20 protein-coding genes are annotated in these 16495 nt (G+C 70.6%); 7 read left to right on the forward strand and 13 right to left on the reverse strand.

Annotation, left to right across the window (positions count from 1 at the left end):
* Positions 1-43: 43 nt before the first annotated feature.
* Positions 44-268: a hypothetical protein gene (locus tag MFF13_RS06060; RefSeq protein WP_147751799.1), complete on the reverse strand. Its 225-nt coding sequence runs from the start codon at positions 266-268 to the stop codon at positions 44-46.
* A gap of 166 nt (positions 269-434) precedes the next feature.
* On the opposite strand from MFF13_RS06060, the gene MFF13_RS06065 reads away from it, so the two are divergent.
* Positions 435-1334, forward strand: coding sequence for a methyltransferase domain-containing protein (locus MFF13_RS06065; RefSeq protein WP_147828192.1), 900 nt, complete (start codon positions 435-437; stop codon positions 1332-1334).
* Positions 1331-1690: a DUF427 domain-containing protein gene (locus MFF13_RS06070; protein WP_238271387.1), complete on the forward strand. Its 360-nt coding sequence runs from the start codon at positions 1331-1333 to the stop codon at positions 1688-1690. Before MFF13_RS06065 ends, MFF13_RS06070 begins: the two co-directional genes overlap by 4 nt.
* On the opposite strand, the gene MFF13_RS06075 is transcribed toward MFF13_RS06070, so the two are convergent.
* The 3 genes from MFF13_RS06075 to MFF13_RS06085 all read right to left on the reverse strand — a co-directional run bounded on the left by MFF13_RS06075 (position 1687) and on the right by MFF13_RS06085 (position 3775).
* Positions 1687-3198, reverse strand: coding sequence for a DUF6880 family protein (locus MFF13_RS06075; protein ID WP_238271389.1), 1512 nt, complete (start codon positions 3196-3198; stop codon positions 1687-1689). The genes MFF13_RS06070 and MFF13_RS06075 overlap by 4 nt on opposite strands.
* 33 nt (positions 3199-3231) lie before the next feature.
* On the reverse strand, positions 3232-3471 hold the full coding sequence (locus MFF13_RS06080) for a DUF2188 domain-containing protein (RefSeq protein ID WP_147751795.1): 240 nt from the start codon (positions 3469-3471) through the stop codon (positions 3232-3234).
* A gap of 76 nt (positions 3472-3547) precedes the next feature.
* Entirely contained in the window at positions 3548-3775 is a 228-nt protein-coding gene (locus MFF13_RS06085; protein WP_147828195.1) for a 4Fe-4S dicluster domain-containing protein, read from the reverse strand.
* 68 nt (positions 3776-3843) lie between these two features.
* Here MFF13_RS06085 and MFF13_RS06090 point away from each other — a divergent pair, with 68 nt between their 5' ends.
* The gene (locus MFF13_RS06090) at positions 3844-4107 is read left to right on the forward strand and encodes a hypothetical protein (protein WP_238271391.1); all 264 of its coding nucleotides are present in this window, start codon (positions 3844-3846) and stop codon (positions 4105-4107) included.
* Positions 4108-4196: 89 nt separating this feature from the next.
* On the opposite strand, the gene fabI is transcribed toward MFF13_RS06090, so the two are convergent.
* The 3 genes from fabI to fabA form a co-directional block, all read right to left on the reverse strand.
* Positions 4197-5027 carry an enoyl-ACP reductase FabI gene (gene fabI, locus MFF13_RS06095; protein WP_147751792.1) on the reverse strand — a complete coding sequence of 277 codons (831 nt, stop codon included), beginning with the start codon at positions 5025-5027 and terminating at the stop codon, positions 4197-4199.
* 418 nt (positions 5028-5445) lie between these two features.
* Positions 5446-6672: a beta-ketoacyl-ACP synthase I gene (gene fabB, locus MFF13_RS06100; RefSeq protein WP_147761561.1), complete on the reverse strand. Its 1227-nt coding sequence runs from the start codon at positions 6670-6672 to the stop codon at positions 5446-5448.
* A gap of 137 nt (positions 6673-6809) precedes the next feature.
* On the reverse strand, positions 6810-7337 hold the full coding sequence (gene fabA, locus MFF13_RS06105; RefSeq protein WP_147751790.1) for a 3-hydroxyacyl-[acyl-carrier-protein] dehydratase FabA: 528 nt from the start codon (positions 7335-7337) through the stop codon (positions 6810-6812).
* A gap of 263 nt (positions 7338-7600) precedes the next feature.
* On the opposite strand from fabA, the gene irr reads away from it, so the two are divergent.
* Positions 7601-8113, forward strand: a complete 513-nt coding sequence (gene irr, locus MFF13_RS06110; RefSeq protein WP_147828197.1) for a Fur family transcriptional regulator Irr — start codon at positions 7601-7603, stop codon at positions 8111-8113.
* A 56-nt stretch (positions 8114-8169) separates the two neighbouring features.
* Here the strand turns inward: irr and MFF13_RS06115 are convergent, their stop codons facing one another.
* Positions 8170-8751, reverse strand: a complete 582-nt coding sequence (locus MFF13_RS06115; RefSeq protein ID WP_147828198.1) for an SH3 domain-containing protein — start codon at positions 8749-8751, stop codon at positions 8170-8172.
* Positions 8752-8986: 235 nt separating this feature from the next.
* On the opposite strand from MFF13_RS06115, the gene MFF13_RS06120 reads away from it, so the two are divergent.
* Both MFF13_RS06120 and MFF13_RS06125 read left to right on the forward strand, forming a co-directional pair.
* Positions 8987-9991, forward strand: coding sequence for a 2-hydroxyacid dehydrogenase (locus MFF13_RS06120; RefSeq protein WP_147751787.1), 1005 nt, complete (start codon positions 8987-8989; stop codon positions 9989-9991).
* Between the two features lie 22 nt (positions 9992-10013).
* The gene (locus MFF13_RS06125) at positions 10014-11138 is read left to right on the forward strand and encodes a hypothetical protein (RefSeq protein WP_147828199.1); all 1125 of its coding nucleotides are present in this window, start codon (positions 10014-10016) and stop codon (positions 11136-11138) included.
* A gap of 33 nt (positions 11139-11171) precedes the next feature.
* Here the strand turns inward: MFF13_RS06125 and MFF13_RS06130 are convergent, their stop codons facing one another.
* Both MFF13_RS06130 and MFF13_RS06135 read right to left on the reverse strand, forming a co-directional pair.
* The gene (locus tag MFF13_RS06130) at positions 11172-11789 is read right to left on the reverse strand and encodes a Crp/Fnr family transcriptional regulator (protein ID WP_147751785.1); all 618 of its coding nucleotides are present in this window, start codon (positions 11787-11789) and stop codon (positions 11172-11174) included.
* Between the two features lie 95 nt (positions 11790-11884).
* Positions 11885-13213 carry a flavin monoamine oxidase family protein gene (locus MFF13_RS06135; RefSeq protein WP_238271393.1) on the reverse strand — a complete coding sequence of 443 codons (1329 nt, stop codon included), beginning with the start codon at positions 13211-13213 and terminating at the stop codon, positions 11885-11887.
* A 197-nt stretch (positions 13214-13410) separates the two neighbouring features.
* Between MFF13_RS06135 and MFF13_RS06140 the strand changes: the two genes are divergently transcribed.
* Entirely contained in the window at positions 13411-14121 is a 711-nt protein-coding gene (locus MFF13_RS06140; RefSeq protein ID WP_147828201.1) for a sulfate transporter family protein, read from the forward strand.
* A 34-nt stretch (positions 14122-14155) separates the two neighbouring features.
* Here the strand turns inward: MFF13_RS06140 and MFF13_RS06145 are convergent, their stop codons facing one another.
* The 3 genes from MFF13_RS06145 to MFF13_RS06155 form a co-directional block, all read right to left on the reverse strand.
* Entirely contained in the window at positions 14156-15337 is a 1182-nt protein-coding gene (locus MFF13_RS06145; protein WP_147828202.1) for a complex I NDUFA9 subunit family protein, read from the reverse strand.
* Between the two features lie 160 nt (positions 15338-15497).
* Entirely contained in the window at positions 15498-15881 is a 384-nt protein-coding gene (locus MFF13_RS06150; protein WP_147828203.1) for a CsbD family protein, read from the reverse strand.
* Between the two features lie 103 nt (positions 15882-15984).
* The gene (locus tag MFF13_RS06155; protein ID WP_147828204.1) at positions 15985-16197 is read right to left on the reverse strand and encodes a CsbD family protein; all 213 of its coding nucleotides are present in this window, start codon (positions 16195-16197) and stop codon (positions 15985-15987) included.
* Between the last annotated feature and the right edge of the window lie 298 nt (positions 16198-16495).

Genomic DNA, 16495 nt, shown 5'->3' on the forward strand with positions numbered 1-16495 from the left:
AGGCGCAGGCACGACCCACGCCCTGACGCGGCGCGCAGCCGGCTCAGCGCGTCGCGGGCGGGGTCTGGTCGTTGCGGCGGGCCTCGGCGTTGGCGCGGTGGCGACCGATCGCGCAGCCTGCGGCGGCGCCGACCAACCCGTGATGCCCGGCATAGTGGCCTGCGATCCCGCCGACGATGGCGCCCTTGATACAGCCCTTGGCCTCGGCGGTCGAGCCGAAGGCGACGATCGTGAGGGCCAGGGCGGCCCCGGACAGAAAGCGGATCATGGGATGCGACTCCGATATGCGGCTCAGCAGCCGATGGAACTGACCAGGAACGGCGATCGTCCAGACCCGTTCCACCCTCGCAAAACTGTGATGGTCGGCTCACCACCTTCGCCGAGCGCCGCCGCAGCTGGCAACCGGACGGGTCGAGCGCCATGTGTGGCTGTGCATGACAGCGCCTTCGCATCTGTTCGACACCGGGCTCGCCCGCCGCCGCCTCGCCCGCGCGCGACGCACGGGCTTCGCCGACTTCCTCGTCGCCCGCATGGCGGCGGACCTCGACGACCGCCTCGGCGCGGTGCTGCGAACCTTCACCACCTGCCTCGACCTCGCGACGCCAACGACCGCGGCGGCGCGCGTGCTCGCCGCCCGCTATCCCGACGCGGCGGTGCTGCGGCTCGCGCCGCTCGCCGAGGCAGCAGAGCTAGGCGTCGCGCAGGCGGTCGCCGACCCGGAGGCGCTTCCGGCCGCCCCAGGCCATTTCGATTGCGCCGTCTCGCTCCTCGCGCTCCAGGGCGTCAACGACCTGCCCGGCACGCTTGTGCAGCTCCGCCGCGCCCTGCGCCCGGACGGGCTGTTCCTTGGATGCTTGTTCGGGGGCGCCACGCTGATCGAGTTGCGCACGAGCTTCGCCCAAGCCGAGAGCGAGGTCGAAGGCGGCATCAGTCCGCGGGTCGCACCGTTCGCCGAGGTGCGCGAGGCCGGCGCGTTGTTGCAGCGGGCGGGCTTCGCCCTGCCGGTCGCCGACACCGAGACCGTGACGGTGCGCTACGCCGACCCGTTCGCGCTGATGCGCGACCTGCGCGCCATGGGCCTGACCAACACGCTGGTCGAGCGCCGCCGCACGCCCCTGCGGCGCACCACGCTGATCCGCATGGCCGAGATCTATGCCTCCCGCTTCGCCGACGCGGACGGCCGGCTTCGCGCGACTTTCGAGGTGCTTTGGCTGACCGGATGGGCGCCGCATGCGAGCCAGCAGGTGCCGCTGAAGCCAGGAACCGCGAAGGCCCGGCTCGCCGACGCGCTCGGCACCATAGAGCTGAACCCCAACGAGCGGATTCCACGATGAGACAGCCCGGCCCCGACCACCCGATCACCGTCACGCCGCATCCGGGTCGCATCCGGGTGATGCTGAACGGCGTCGCCGTCGCCGACAGCCGCAACGTGCTGTCGTTGAAGGAGGCGTCGTATCCGCCGGTGCTCTATATCCCGCGCACCGACGTCGACCTCTCGCACTTCACGCCTTCGGTGCGGACGAGCCATTGCCCATATAAGGGCGACGCCAGCTACTTCAGCCTCAAGGTGGGCGACGCGTCGCAACCGGACGCGGTGTGGAGCTACGAGGCGCCGTTCCCGGCCGTGGCCGAGATCGCCGGGCATGTGGCCTTCTACCCCGACCGGGTCGACGGCATCGAAACCACTTAATCCTGGACCAGCGGCCAGAACCCGTACTTGCGCCCGTGCGCCGCGCGTAGGCCGGCGCGATACGCTTCCGGCGCCGGCTCGATCGCGCCGGCCAGAAGCCGCGGAGCCATCGCGTCCAGGGCCTTGAGGTAGCGCGCCGCATGCGGGTAGGCGCTACTCCGGCCCTCGCCGAGGATGTCGTCGATCATGCGACGCAGCAGGATTGCGGCCGCCGCAGGATGGGCGGGCTCCAGCGCCTCCGCCGCCAGTTCCAGCAAGCGGTAGGCGGCGCCGCGCCACTCCGAAGCGCGAGCGAGGACGAGGCGCGCGGCCCGGTCGAGGCTCGGCCACGCCACGAGGAAAGCGAGCGCGCGGTGGGCGTCGTCGTGCCGGCTCACGTGTTCGAGGGCACGCTCCCACACTTCTTCGTCCTCGAAGTCGGGCAGCTTCGCGAGGTGCGCCCGCAGCATGTCGGCGTCGAGCAGGGTCTCGAACCCGCGCCAGCGCAGCGCCTGGGCTTCCTCCCGTCGATCGAGCGCATCGAGGATGCGGATTTCCAGGGCGATCCGCTCCCGCGCTCGGCCGTCGATCGCCGCGTCGCCGACGGCGAGCGACGCGCGGGTGACGACGCGGCCCTGCGAGGATGCCGGGCGCCGAATCCAGTCCAGCGCCTCCGCGGCGCGGCCGGCGTCGAGCAGGCGCCGGGCGATTTCGATGACGTCCGGCCGGCCGGGCATGATCGCCTGCTCGAGCGCGACGTAGGCGTCTACGTCTCCGCGGCTGTCGGCGATGTCCTGGCGAATGCGCAGGAGGTTCCCGTGGGTCAGGCCGGCTCGGATTGCGGGCGTCGCGCTCGTGCCGTCGGCAGGCTTGGCCCCGGCGCAGACGGCTTCGGCAAGCGCGTCGTCGAGGGATCGCAGCGCGGTGGCCGGCAGGCGCGGAACGAGATCGCGGATCAGTAGGCCGAACGGTCCGTAGGGGTCGGCGACGACGCGCGGGATCAGTGTCAAGGCGAACAAACCAGCGGCGTCCGGATCGAGGGCCGCCGCAATGGCGACGACAGCCTCGGAGGCGCGCTCGTAGATGGCCTGGATCGCGCCCGAGCCGTCGTCGACCCGGTTCAGCACCGCGTCGGCCCCACCGAGGAAGCGTACTAGACGTTCCAGGGCGGCCGCGCGGTCGAGGGTCGCCAGCTCCGTGAGGATCACGGTGACCGTCGCACCGAGGTCGGTGGTGAAGGCTCGGCGCTTCTGCCAATCGATGAAGCCGCGGGCGCCTTCAAGGGCGGTGAGCCGGCGATCCACGATCGCGGCGACAGCCTCCGGGCCCTGCAGGGAGGCAAGGGCCGCGCTCACGAGCTTTCTGAACGCGGCGTTGCGCGCCGCCTCGCCGAGGATCAGGCCGATCAGGCGATCCGGGCTCAGCGCCGCCAGCGTCTCGGGGGAGGGCGTGGTGCGGCGGGTGCCCTTCGGCGGCTTGACCGCCGACGGAACGGATTTAAGAGGCGCCGTGGCCGATTTGCGAGGCATCGATCGTCCAGACCCCGCCCGTCACGGCCTCGATCAATCCTCGACTTTCGCCACCGGCCGATCGTCGCCGCGGGCGGTCTCGTCGTGCCAGGCGCCCGAGCCGTCCTGGTAGCGGATCCCCTCGGTCGAGCCCGGAACCTGCTGCTCGGCGGCGGCAGCTTGCGCCGCCTGCAGGGCCTCGTCGTGACTCGGGAAGGTCTCGGAGAACACGTCGCCGACCTTGTAGGCGTAGCCGCCGTCGTGCTCGACGACGTGATAGGTGACTTCGGACATCGCAATCTCCCGACCTGGAACGAAACCTGTCCAGCGCGAACACGTCGGCGGCGCGGTGGTTCCGCAGGCCGCCCGCTCAGTGCCGGGTCGGGGCGGCCCAGGGCAGGCGTTCGATCGCCGCCTCGCAGCCGGCGATCAGCGAGCCGCGCGGGTCGTCGGAGTCGTATCCGGCCCCGTCGGCGAAGGCGACGACGTGGACCGCGCCGTCGTCGAGCCTGCGGATGAGGGCGACCCAGCCCTCGGGCGCACGCTCGAAGGCGACCTCGTACTGCGTGCCGTCGCGCTCGATTCGATGCGGTTCCATGCCGTCGTCCAATCCCGCTCGCGCCGCCGCGGCCCTATCTGGATGGGGCCACACACCAAAGGATGTCGATGCCCTATCGTAAGTTGCTCGCCGCCGCGATCCTCGCGGCCGGATCGCTCCCCGCCCTATCACAGGGCCGGGGCTATGCCGGAAGCACGTTCGGGCCGACCGGCTCCGCCGTGCCCCCGAACCCGTTCGCGTCGAACTATCCCTCCGCGCCGCCGCCGCGGGCGGTCATCGAGCGGCGCGGGCGCCGTGCCGTGCGGCGGCCGTCGCGCGAGCCCGGGCTGCTGCCCCCGGGGCGTATTCCGGCGGGTTCGACCCAGGAATGAGTGCGTGGCTCGCCGCCGGTGGTGGCGTCCACCTGATCCTGCTCGCCGCGAGCCTGGTGATCGGGCTGATCGCGGTGACGCGTTGAGGGTCAGGCGTCGCCGACGACGCCGGCCTCGTCCTGCGCCTGGAGCACGTCGGGGCGCGGCATCGAGATGATGTTGTAGCCGGAATCGACGAAGTGGATCTCGCCGGTCACCCCGCACGAGAGGTCCGACAGCAGGTAGAGCGCCGAGCCGCCGACGTCGTCGAGGGTCACGGTCCGGCGCAGCGGCGCATGCGCCTTCTGGTGGTTGAACATCAGCCGCGCGTCGGCGATGCCGGCGCCCGCGAGGGTCCGCATCGGCCCGGCCGAGAGGGCGTTCACGCGGATGTTGTCCGGGCCGAGATCGGTGGCGAGGTAGCGCACCGACGCCTCCAACGCCGCCTTGGCCACGCCCATCACGTTGTAGTTCGGCATGACGCGAGTGGAGCCGCCATAGGTCAGCGTCAGCAGGGATCCGCCCGCGCGCATGCGCTTGGCCGCCCGCTGCGCGATCTCAGTGAAGGAGAAGCACGAGATCGTCATGGTGCGCGAGAAGTTCTCGCGGGTGGTCACGTCGACGTAGCGGCCCTTGAGCTGCGCCTTGTCCGAGAAACCGATCGCGTGGACCACGAAGTCGAGGGTGCCGTCGAAGCGCTCGTCAAGGGCGGCGAAGGTCGCGTCCACGGAGGCGAGGTTCTCCACGTCGCAGGGGAGGACGATGTCGGAATCAAGCCGCGCGGCCAACGGCGCGACGCGCTTGCCGAGCGCGTCGCCCTGATAGGTGAAGGCGAGCTGCGCGCCGTGCTTGTGCAGGGTCCTGGCGATGCCCCAGCCGATCGAGTGGTCGTTGGCCACGCCCATGATCAGGCCGCGCTTGCCCGCCATCAAACCCGTCATTCGATCCCTAACTCCCGAGCGCTGCGCCGCATCGGACGCACGTCAACTCGGATCGAGGCTTAGGCGCGGGGGAGGGCGCTGTCCAATCTCCGACCTAAAAAAAGGCGTCCCCTTGAAACACGAAAGCCCCGCCGCGAGGCAGGGCTTCAAGGCGGTCAAACGCGGAAGCTGCTTCAGAAGTAGCCACGCGTCTGCGACTTGGCGTCGTCGATCAGTGCCTGCTTGGCGTAGATGCCGGCCGATCCGAGGACGACCGCCGTGAGCGCCAGGACGATGAGAAAGAAGGTCATGCGCGCTCCACTCCCTGGCACAGCCTCAAGGCAGAACTTGAGTGGAGAGTTTGGGTTCCGATGGTTAACGGAGCGTGCCTCGAACCGCCGATTTCCTTGACGACGGTCCGGCCGTCGTGCCGGACGCGTCAGGCGTCGACGTTCTTCAGCACCAGGGTCGCGTTGGTGCCGCCGAAGCCGAACGAGTTCGACAGCACGTGGCCGAGCTTGGCCCCGTCCCGGCGCGTGCGCAGGATCGGCATGTCGGCGAAGGCGGGGTCGATCTCATCGATGTGCGCGCTGGCGCTGATGAAGTCGTTGTTCATCATCAGGAGCCCGTAGATGGCCTCCTGCACCCCGGTGGCGCCGAGCGAGTGCCCGGTGAGGGACTTGGTCGCCGCGATCGGCGGGCAGGCGTCGCCGCGGCCGAACACCTCGCGGATCGCTTCGATCTCCTTCTCGTCGCCCACGGGCGTCGAGGTGGCGTGCGGGTTGATGTAGTCGATCGGCGCGCCCTTCAGGCCTTCCATCGCCTGGCGCATGCAGCGCACCGCTCCCTCGCCTGAAGGCGCCACCATGTCGTAGCCGTCGGAGGTCGCGCCGTAGCCGGCGATCTCGCCGTAGATCCGCGCGCCGCGGGCCTTGGCGTGCTCCAACTCCTCGAGGACGAGGACGCCGGCACCCCCGGCGATGACGAAGCCGTCCCGGTTGGCGTCGTAGGCGCGCGAGGCCCTCTCGGGTGTCGCGTTGTACTTCGAGGACATCGCGCCCATCGCGTCGAACAGCACCGACAGTGTCCAGTCCAAATCCTCGCAGCCGCCGGCGAAGATGATGTCCTGGCGACCGCCCTGGATGATCTCGGCGGCGTTGCCGATGCAATGGTTCGAAGTCGCGCAGGCCGAGGCAATCGAATAGTTGACGCCCTTGATCTTGAACCAGGTCGCCAGGGTCGCCGAGGCGGTCGAGGACATCGCCTTCGGCACCGCGAACGGACCGACACGCTTAGGACCCTTCTCGCGGGCGATCGCGGCCGATTCAACGATCACACGTGTCGAGGGACCGCCCGAACCCATGATGATGCCGGTGCGCTCGTTCGAGATGTCGCCGGCCTCGAGTCCTGAGTCGCGGATCGCCTGATCCATCGCCACGTGGTTCCAGGCACTGCCCCCGCCGTGGAAGCGCATGGCGCGGCGATCGACGACTCCCTCGGGGTCCAGGGTGGGCCGGCCCGAGACCTGGCTGCGGAAGCCATGCTCGGCATGCGAGCCGTCACGGGTGATGCCGGACCGCCCTTCGCGGAGCGAGGCGAGCACTTCCTCGGTGTTGTTTCCGATGGATGAGACGATGCCCATCCCGGTGACGACGACACGGCGCATGAACGAACTCGTCTCCCCGGCGACGCGCCCGGTGGGTGAGCGTCACGCTACTTCGTCAGCTAGGATGTCGCCGGCCTGTTCTCAACCGGCGAGGACGCGCCCCGTTGCCGGGAACGCATCGAAATCAGGTGTGGCGCTCAGCTCTGGAAAAGGGCGACGCGCAGGTCCTTGGCCTCGTAGATGCGCTTTCCGTCGGCTTCCAGCCACCCGTCGGCGATGCCGAGGACAAGCTTGCCGGTGCGCACTCGCCGCAGGTCGACGCCGTAGACCACCTGCTTGACGGTCGGCAGGACCTGATCCGTGAACTTGACCTCGCCGACGCCGAGCGCCCGCCCGCGGCCCGGCGCGCCGAGCCAACCGAGATGGAAGCCGACGAGCTGCCACAGGGCGTCGAGCCCGAGGCAGCCCGGCATCACCGGGTCGCCCTTGAAGTGGCAGGAGAAGAACCAGAGGTCTGGCCGGATGTCGAACTCGGCGCGGACCAGACCCTTGCCGTGGGCGCCGCCCTCGGCGGCGATCTCGGTGATGCGATCGAACATCAGCATCGGCGGCAGCGGCAGCTGGGCGTTGCCCGCGCCAAAGAGTTCGCCGCGCCCGCAGGCGAGCAGGTCCTCGTAGGAATACTGCGAGGCGCGGGGGGCGGTCTGTTCGGTGTCGGACGTCATGAAGGCGGGTCGGTCCTCGTGTCGCGAGCTTCGGTCGGCGGGCCCGGGCCGGCTTCGGCGCCGGCGCTCATCCCGTACGCGGGGCGAACCGCGCACTCGGCGGCCTCGTTAGCATAGGCGCGGAGCCGGTTCCAAGCAGGCGCGAACGAAGCGGCCTTCGCGCGAGCGGGGGAGGGGCCACCTGCGCGTGTTGCGAGCCGGCGACCGTTCCCATATACACGAGGGCGAAATCCTTCACCCCTCGCGAGCGTTCAGTCCCGCCGATGTCCGAACTGCTGTCCCTTCAGGCCGCGCTGAACGCCCGGATCCCGGCCCTTTCGGGGGATGCGTCCGGCGCGGCGCGCCGCGGCTGCCCGCTCTCGGACCTGCGCGACCGCCTGCGCCGCGCGGGCCTGCGCCCGACGCGCCAGCGCCTGTCGCTCGGCTGGTTGCTGTTCGGGCGCGGCGACCGCCACCTGACGGCGGAAATGCTCTACGACGAGGCGATGCGCGCCAAGGTTCCGGTGTCGCTGGCCACCGTCTACAACACCCTGCACCAGTTCACCGAGGTCGGCCTTCTACGCCAGCTCGCGCTCGACGGGTCGAAGGCGTACTTCGACACCAACCCCTCCGAGCACCACCACTTCTTCCTTGAGGACGAAGGTCAGGTGATGGACATGCCCGATTGCGGCATCTCCGTCGAATCGCTTCCCGACGCGCCGGAAGGCATGGAGATCGCCGGCGTCGAGGTGATCGTCCGCCTCCGCCGCCGGGCCGGCGCCCGCCGCCAGAGCTGAGCGGCCGTCAACGTCTCCGAATCGAAGAAGGCCCGGTGCGAACCGGGCCTTTTTTCTTAGTCGACCTTCTCGTTCGGGTAGACGCCCCACAGGCGGTCCTGGTGGATGTAGCCGTCCACGTCGCGCTTGGAGGGCAGCGCGACGACGAGGCGGCACCACGATCCGGTGCAGCTCTTCACGCTGCCGATCACGCCGGCCTCCAGGCGCGCCTCGTCCTCGGCGCCGTCGTCGGCCCGCGCCCGCAGCGGGATCGCGGCCTTGTCGGCGCCCTTCGAGGCGGTGACGATCGCGGTGCGGCGGCCCGACAGCAACGAGTGCAGGACCCACCCCTCGGTCCCTTCCGAATCGCGGATGCGGCGCCAGGTCTCGAACTCGGCGACGATCTCCACCGGCATGCCGGCGCGCTGGAACACCCAGAGGGTGCGGTGATCCTTCGAAGGCCCCTCGCGCAGGTTCACGCGATCGGTCTTGAGGCTGGCATAGCGCGGCAGCGGCAGCTTGGTGACCGGACCCACGCCGGATTCGGGGCCGCCGCCCGCGGCGGGCGCGGCCAGCGCCGACCTGGTGACCAGGGGAAGCGTGAGGGCGGGCGACGCCAGGAGGGCGGCGCCCGCGAAGAAGAGCCGAGCCAGCCGCATCGTCCATCTCCTGATCTGCGCACGACGAAGGAACGCCCGCACCGCGCGGCGATGCCGGCGCGGCACTTCCGATTGTGTTCCGGCCTGCCTCTGATAGAGAGGCCGGAAGCCGTCCGCACCTGTCTGGCGGAGCTCGGTTAACGGAGCTTGAAACCGGGGACGCGGCCGGTCCACGATGCGCCGACGCCGCGCGAGGCGTTCGTGTCGGGCCTGCCCGAACCCGGTGATGGGAGAGATGATGTCGTTGAAGCGCAAGCCGCTCGTCGTCGTGACGCGACGCCTGCCGGACGCGGTCGAGACGCGGATGCGCGAGCTGTTCGATGCGCGGCTGAACCACGACGACGCCCCGCTCGCGCCCGAGCAGATCGCCGCCGCGATGCGCGAGGCCGACGTGCTCGTTCCCACCGTCACCGACAAGATCGATGCGGGCCTCCTCGCCCAGGCCGGGCCGAACCTCCGGCTGATCGCCAACTTCGGCAACGGCGTCGATCACATCGACGTGTCGGCAGCCTTGGAGCGCGGCATCACCGTCACCAACACCCCCGGCGTCCTCACCGAGGACACCGCCGACATGACCATGGCGCTGATCCTGGCCGTGGCGCGGCGCGTACCCGAGGGTGCGCGCATCATTCCCGACGACGACTGGACCACGGGCTGGTCGCCGACCTGGATGCTTGGTCGCCGTATCACCGGCAAGCGCCTCGGCATCGTCGGCATGGGCCGGATCGGCCAGGCGCTCGCGCGCCGCGCCAAGGCGTTCGGGCTGCAGATCCACTATCACAACCGCCGCCGGGTGCCGGCCGCGATCGAGGCCGGGCTGGAGGCGACCTACTGGGAATCACTCGACCAGATGCTGGCCCGCGTCGACATCGTGTCGGTCAACTGCCCGCACACGCCCGCGACTTACCACCTGCTCTCGGCCCGCCGCCTCAAGCTGATGAAGCCCGAGGCGATCGTCGTGAACACGGCCCGCGGCGAGGTGATCGACGAGAACGCGCTCGCCCGCCTGATCGAGGCCGGCGAGATCTCTGCGGCCGGCCTCGATGTGTTCGAGCAGGAGCCGGCGGTGAGCCCGCGCCTGGTCAAGCTCGCCAAGTCCGGCAAGGTCGTGCTGCTGCCGCACATGGGCTCGGCGACGTTCGAGAGCCGGATCGACATGGGCGAGAAGGTGATCATCAACATCAAGACCTTCATGGACGGTCACCGCCCGCCGGACCGGATTCTGCCCAGCATGCTCTGAGGCGCGCGGGGCGGGCATCGGCATGGCGGGCGTCGCGACGGAGAAGGCCACGGTTCCGGGTCTCGCCACGCGCATGGCTGCGTTCCGCAGCCTCGGCGGCAATTGCGAGTTCGGCTTTGTTCAGCGCTATTGCGGCGCCGAGCCCTCGGGCCTGCTCCGCTTCTCCTACACGCCGCTCGACGACCTGATCGATGCGCTGGAAACCCGCTTCGAGCGCTACGGCGCGCCCTCGGACCTCGTGCTGGCTCCGACCGAGACCGGCGTCTACTATTGCCGGAGCCGGACCTACAACATCTGGTCGAACACGCAGCGGACCGTCGCGGGCACCGACCACGACGCGCTGCTCGAACGCGAGTACGGCCGGGTCGCGCACCTTAAGGCGAGGATGCTCGCCGACCTTGCCACCGGCGAGAAGATCCTCGTGCGAAAGGCCGACGCGGGACAGACCGACGCCGACTTCCAGCGCCTGGCCGAGGCGGTCTGGCGCCACGGCCCCTCGACCCTGCTGCGGGTGAGGGAAGCCGCCCCGGGCTCGGCGACCGAGCCGCTCCGGCGCACCGGCGACCTTGTGCTCGAAGGAAGCGTCCGGCGGTTCGCCCCCGGCGAGCAGGCCTGGGACGTCGAGCTCGAATCCTGGGTCGCGCTGTGCGACGCGGCCTACGCCGCCCGTGCCGGCGTGGCGCCGGCCGCGCTCGCCGCCGCGCCCTCGGCCGACGCGATGCGGCTTCCGCGCCGAACGACGCTGCACGCGGCGCATAATCAGCGTCCGGGTTTCAGCGCCTACACTAAGCTCCTCGACACGACGCGGTTCGATCCGGCCACGCCCTACGTGTTCTCGGCCTGGATCCGCATTCCGGCGGACGCGTCGCCTGAGCGCATTTTCGCCGCGTTGGGCCGTGAGCGCCTGGGTTGGTGCGACGCCGACCTGGGCATCCGCGACCGGTGGCAGCGGATCTGGGCTGCGGGGCGCGTCGGCGACGGGACCGACCGCCCCTGCGTCGGCCTCGGCCTGATCGGGGATGCTGGCGACCGATTCGAGTCCCGCGACTGGCATCTGCGGGAGGGGGCGGTGCCCGACTGGTCGGCCCCCCCGCCACCGGAGGCGATGGGCTTTTTCGCGCGCCTGCGCGACCGACTTGGGGGCTGATCCGGGTTCGATTGTCCAAGCAGGGCGTGCAGCTCAGACTATGTCGCCGCCCACTGAGACCGGCGCGTTCGCGCTCTGGAACAGCCGCTCGCTCGTGAGCTTGAGGAAGCTGAAACCGAATTCCGGGTTCTGGTAGTAGAGCTGCTTGACCGCGGAATAGGGCACCTCCAGCGCCCGGCCAGCCTCCGTGCAGATCAGCGAAGCCGTGCGCCGGTTGCCCGGCGAGAGTAGGCCGAGCTCGCCGACGATGCCGCCGGCCCGCACCTCGATTTCGTATTCCGGAATGCGGAAGCAACCGGCCTCGACGTAGTACATCGTCGTCGCCTCCTCGCCCTTGGCGAAGAGCGCGGCGCCGGCCGCGAAGGCGCGCTCGGTGCCGTAGGGCTTGAGCCAATCGAGGGAGAGGTCGCCCTCGGCGGCCGTCTCCACGTCGCGCACGAGCCGGACCATCTGCCAGAGCCGCCAGGCGTTGAACGGGATCTGGATCGCCTCCGTCAGCACCACCGGCATGCTGCCGATCAGCAGCCCGTAGGTGATGACCGCGGCGCTCGCGACCAGCGAGATGATCCTGAGGGGGATCATCGTACTCATCGCCGAGGCCGAGATGGTCAGCGCCGTCCCGAGATAGCCGATGCCCTCGACCCAGTTCATCAGACGGCCCCGTTCCGCGTCGCGATCGCACGCCGCCTGATGCATCGCGTTTCGGGGCTGACCGCAAGACGATCCGGCGCCGCCGCCGCATCCCGTCAGGCGGCTGTGCCCATCCGGATACGCTCGGCGACGGCGACGGCCGCGCGCACGCCCTCCTCGTAGGCGCCGCCGGCGGTGCCCCATTGCTCGCGCGACAGCGCCTCGCCGGCAAACCAGATCGTCCCGCCGACCGCCTCATGGAGCACGCGGCGTGCACCCGCATGGCCGGGAGGCACCGAGGCCCAGGAGCCGCGCGACCACGGATCGTGGCGCCATTCGCTGACCGCTGGGATCGACAGGTCGTGGAGGCGGCGCGCTCCGAAATGGTCGGCCAGCGTCGCGCGCACGCGGCGGCGCAGCCCGTCCTCCCCGGTGCCGGCCGCGTCGATCTCGGCGGCGCCGACCGCGTCGAGCTCGAAGTAGTGGAACGGCGTGTCGTCGATCCGCGTGAGCAGGCCCGGCGGGCTGAGTCGGCTGCCGACGAGGCTCGCGAGGCGGTCCCGACCGCGGAACGGGCTCGCCGGCCAATGCAGCACCGCGTGCTCGTAGATGCCGGCGCGGAACCCGTCGATCGCCGCGCGAGTCGGCGCGGGCAGGGCCGGAGAAAAGGCGACGGCGTCGCGCAGCACCATCATCGGCACCGTCACGACCACCGCGCGGGCCTTCAGGCTCCGGCCGTCGGCGGTGGCGATGCGGACGCCGACGCCCGACCAGTCGATCCGCGTCACCGGACAGTTCAGCGCGATCGGCAGCTCTTGCGCGAGGCGGGCGAGGTAGCCGCCGAAGCCGCCGGCGATGAAGAAGTTGTCGCCGTATTCCATGCTGGGGAAGTCGTGCAGCGAGACCTCCTTCAGCGGGCGGCCAGAGACCAGCCCGTGGACCAGGGCGACGCGGGCGCCCCAGGGGCCGAGGCTGCGGGGTAGGGCGCTCGCCGCGGAGCGGTCCGGGCCGTCCTCGGCGGCGCCCGCATGCATCGCCCGGTCGGCGCGGTCGAAGGACCGGGCCGAGGCGGCGACCTCGGACGGCCGTCCCGGGCGGCGTCCGACCCAGACGTGGCCCTCCTGCGCGGCGCGGCGGAGGGGCTCGCCGCGGGCGAAGCCCAGCTGCACGAGGGGGTTGATCGGCCCGGCATGAAGCCAGTGCGCTCCGAGGTCGATCGCGTGACCGCGCAACGTCGTCGTCACCGTACGACCGCCGACGCGGTCCCGCGCCTCCAGCACGGCGACCGACAGGCCGGCGGCGATCAGGGTGCGCGCGGCTGCGATCCCGGCGGCGCCCGCTCCGACGACGACCACGTCGGGGTCGGCGGGCAGCGGGGCGAGCCTGGGCGCGACGCTCGGCCGGAACCGGGCATGCGGGGGTGGCGTGTCGAGCCTCGGTCTCATGCGCCGGTCACCATCCTTCTCCTCGTACCGGTCCCGGCGGTGGGCCACCCGCCCGGTGGTCATCTCGGATCACGCCGAACGCCACGACCCGTGCGGCTTTCCAGACGCGTGCACGGGTGCACGACGCCCTTGCGGCGGCGGGATCGGGACACCACAACCGCGATGCGCCGAACCACGGCGGCAGACGGGATCACGGCATGCTCATCCAGTCGGCACTCGCGGCCCTGCGCCAGACCTTCTCCCCGCCGCTCCGCGCCATCCTGTGGAAGTCGCTCGGGTTGACGCTCGGCATCCTGGCACTGGCCTGGTTCGGGCTGACGCGGCTGATCCAGTGGTTCCAGGCGAGCCACCACATCTCGCAATCCTACCCCATCCTCGACAGCCTCGCCTATTTCCTGGCCGGGTTCGGGCTCTTCGTGGCCTTGGCCTACCTGATGCCGGCAATCTCGATCCTGGTCGCCGGGTTCTTCCTCGACGACGCCGCCGAGATCGTCGAGCGAACCGACTTCCCGAACGACCCGCCGGGCCGCCCGATGCCATGGGGCTCGGCGATGCTCTACGCCATGCGCTTCGCCGGCCTGACCCTGCTGGTGAACCTCGCCGCTTTGGTCATCTTCTTCGTGCCGGTCATCGGGCTGGCGGCGTTCTTCGCCGCCAACGCCTACCTGCTGTCGCGCGAATATTTCGAGATGGCCGCCGCCCGCTACCGCCCGCTGGCGGAGGCCGGCGAGATGCGCCGCGCGTTCTCCGGCACCACGATCGCGGCGGGCTGCCTGCTCGCCGGGATGATGGTTGTGCCGGTGCTCAACCTGCTGACGCCGCTCTTCGGCATCGCGCTGATGGTGCACGTCCACAAGCGGCTGACGCACCGGCTGCCGGCGCCCGCTCTGCAAGGCCGACTTCGCTAGGACGGCGAGGACATCCCGCTGGCGCCACGAGGCCCTAGCTGCGGGTGCCCCAGCGCTGGCCCATGCCCGGCGATCCACCGGCATCGGCCCCGATCGCGGGACCGGACGCGCGCATGGGCCGATGCTGCGAGCCTTCGCCCATGGGCGTCGGGGCGATCATGTCGGGGATTTCGGCCTGCTCCTCGGTGCCGCGCCCCTTGGCGAATTGACCGGCCTTGCGGAAGCGCCAGAGATAGCCCGGCACCACGGCCTCGGCGGCGGTCGGCTGGATGCCGAGACCTTCGAAGCAGCGCCCCTCGGCCTTGGCGGCCTCCGAGACGACGTTGTCGTTCTGCAGCAGGACGACCTGGTCGCGGGTCAGCTTGAGGTCGGCCGGCAGCAGCCCGAGGGTCAGGGTGTCGGCGAGCTCCATCGCGCGGGCCTGGATCTTGGCGAGCGGAAGCGGCAGCGAAACGACCATGCGCTTGCGCATCGTCGTCTCCAGCATGTAGCGCACGAGGTGATCGAGGGTCGCGACCTCGGGGCCACCGAGCTCGTAGACCTTGCCGCCGGGCACGCGGCCGTCGGTGGCGAGCGCGATCGCCTCGGCTACGTCGCCGACGAAGACCGGCTGGAAGCGCGACTCGGCGCCGGCCAGCGGCAGCACCGGCAGGAACCGGGCGAGGCTGGCGAAGCGGTTAAAGAAGCTGTCGCCAGGACCGAACACGAGGGAGGGCCGGAACACCACCGCGTCGGGCCGGGCGGCGAACACTGCGGCCTCGCCCTCGGCCTTGGTCCGGGCATAACGCGATTCGGAGTTCCGGTCGGCGCCGATCGCCGAGACGTGGACCATCGCGGCACCCGCCTTCGCCGCCGCCCGCGCGATCTCATCGGGCCCGTCGACCTGGAGACGCGAGAAGCTCTGCGCACCGGTTTCCTGAAGGATGCCGACGAGGTTGATCACCACGTCCGCGCCCTCGACCGCGCGCCGCACCGATTCGGGGTAGCGCAGGTTCGCCTGGACGGCGACGATCTGGCCGACCTTGCCGAGCGGCTGGAGGAACAAGGCGAGGTCGGGCCGGCGCACGGCGACACGGATGCGGTATCCGCGCTTGGCCAGCGCCCGGACCACGTGACGCCCGAGGAAGCCGGAGCCGCCGAAGATCGTGACCAGCTGCGACGCGGGCCGCGTCAGGGACGGGGTCAGATGGGTGTTCGGTGTGCTGGAGCCGGTCATCGCCTCGTCTCGGTCTGTCTGGCCTTCGGGCTCGGGGGTGTCGCCGCCCCCGGTCACCCTTTCCTTAGACCATTTTCGCCGACGACACGCGCCGCGCAGGCGACGAAACGGCGACTTGATCGCCGCATCCCCGCCTGCGCGTCACTCACGTGCGAGACGCTCAGCGGTCCCCGCTCAAGAGCCAGCCGAGCCCGAAGGCCGCGGCGGCGACGATCGCCAGGGTAGCGCCCTTGTTCTCGTCGGCGCGTCGGGCAGCGTGGCGGCCGTGATGTTCTGCGCGATCGCGATAATGGCGTCCGCGACTCGCGGCCTCGTCGGCGATGGCGCGGCCGCGGGCGCTGGCCTCGTCGATCAGGTGCTCGCCGTCGCGGCGCCAGACCTGGGCGGTGTCGCGGGCGCGGCCGTAAGCGTGCTGCGCGGCGCCTGCCGCCTGGTCGATCGCGCCGTCGAACTGGCGCCCGGGGTCGCCGCTCACGGCGCCGACGGCGGTCTTGGCGCGGCCGCGCAGGTGGCGCACGCCGCCTTCGAAACGATCTCGGTTCATGATCTCGTCCTCGTCCTTCGATGTCGGGGGGCGGCGATGGCACGCCCCGCGGATGGGGATCGGGGCTGCACGAGTGCGGCCCCGATCCCGGTCACCGAACGGATCAGATCTTCTTGACGGCGTCGGCGGCCGTCTGGGCCGCGCCCTTCACGCCGTCCTTGGCGTCGCCGACGGTCTTCTGGGCTTCGCCCTTCAGCTCCTGGGCCTTACCCTCGGCCTGCAGCTTCTCGTTGCCGGTGACGTTGCCGACGCCCTGCTTGATGTTGCCGACGGCCTCGTTGGCCAGGCCCTTGATCTTGTCGGTGGTGCTGCTCATCGGGAAGCTCCCTGCTCGTTCAGCGACCTCGGTCCGGCCTCGCGGCGGCGCCGCGAAGCGTGACCGAATGCTGTCGGGATGTCCGAACGGCGGGCTCCTGCGAAGGTTCCAAGGCGCCCGCGGACGCGCGAAAGCGTGATCGGACGGCGCGCACCCGGCCGGTGCGGGGCCGCCGCTAATGCATTTTCAAGCGAGGTGGATGCCGGCTCGCGTGAAGAAAATGCGACCACACAGCAGGTTAGAGCATTTTCCGTGATCCAGAGATCACGGAAAATGCTCTAGCAGGCTGCTGCAGAAG

The sequence above is a fragment of the Methylobacterium cerastii genome (assembly GCF_022179125.1).
Taxonomy (GTDB): domain Bacteria; phylum Pseudomonadota; class Alphaproteobacteria; order Rhizobiales; family Beijerinckiaceae; genus Methylobacterium; species Methylobacterium cerastii.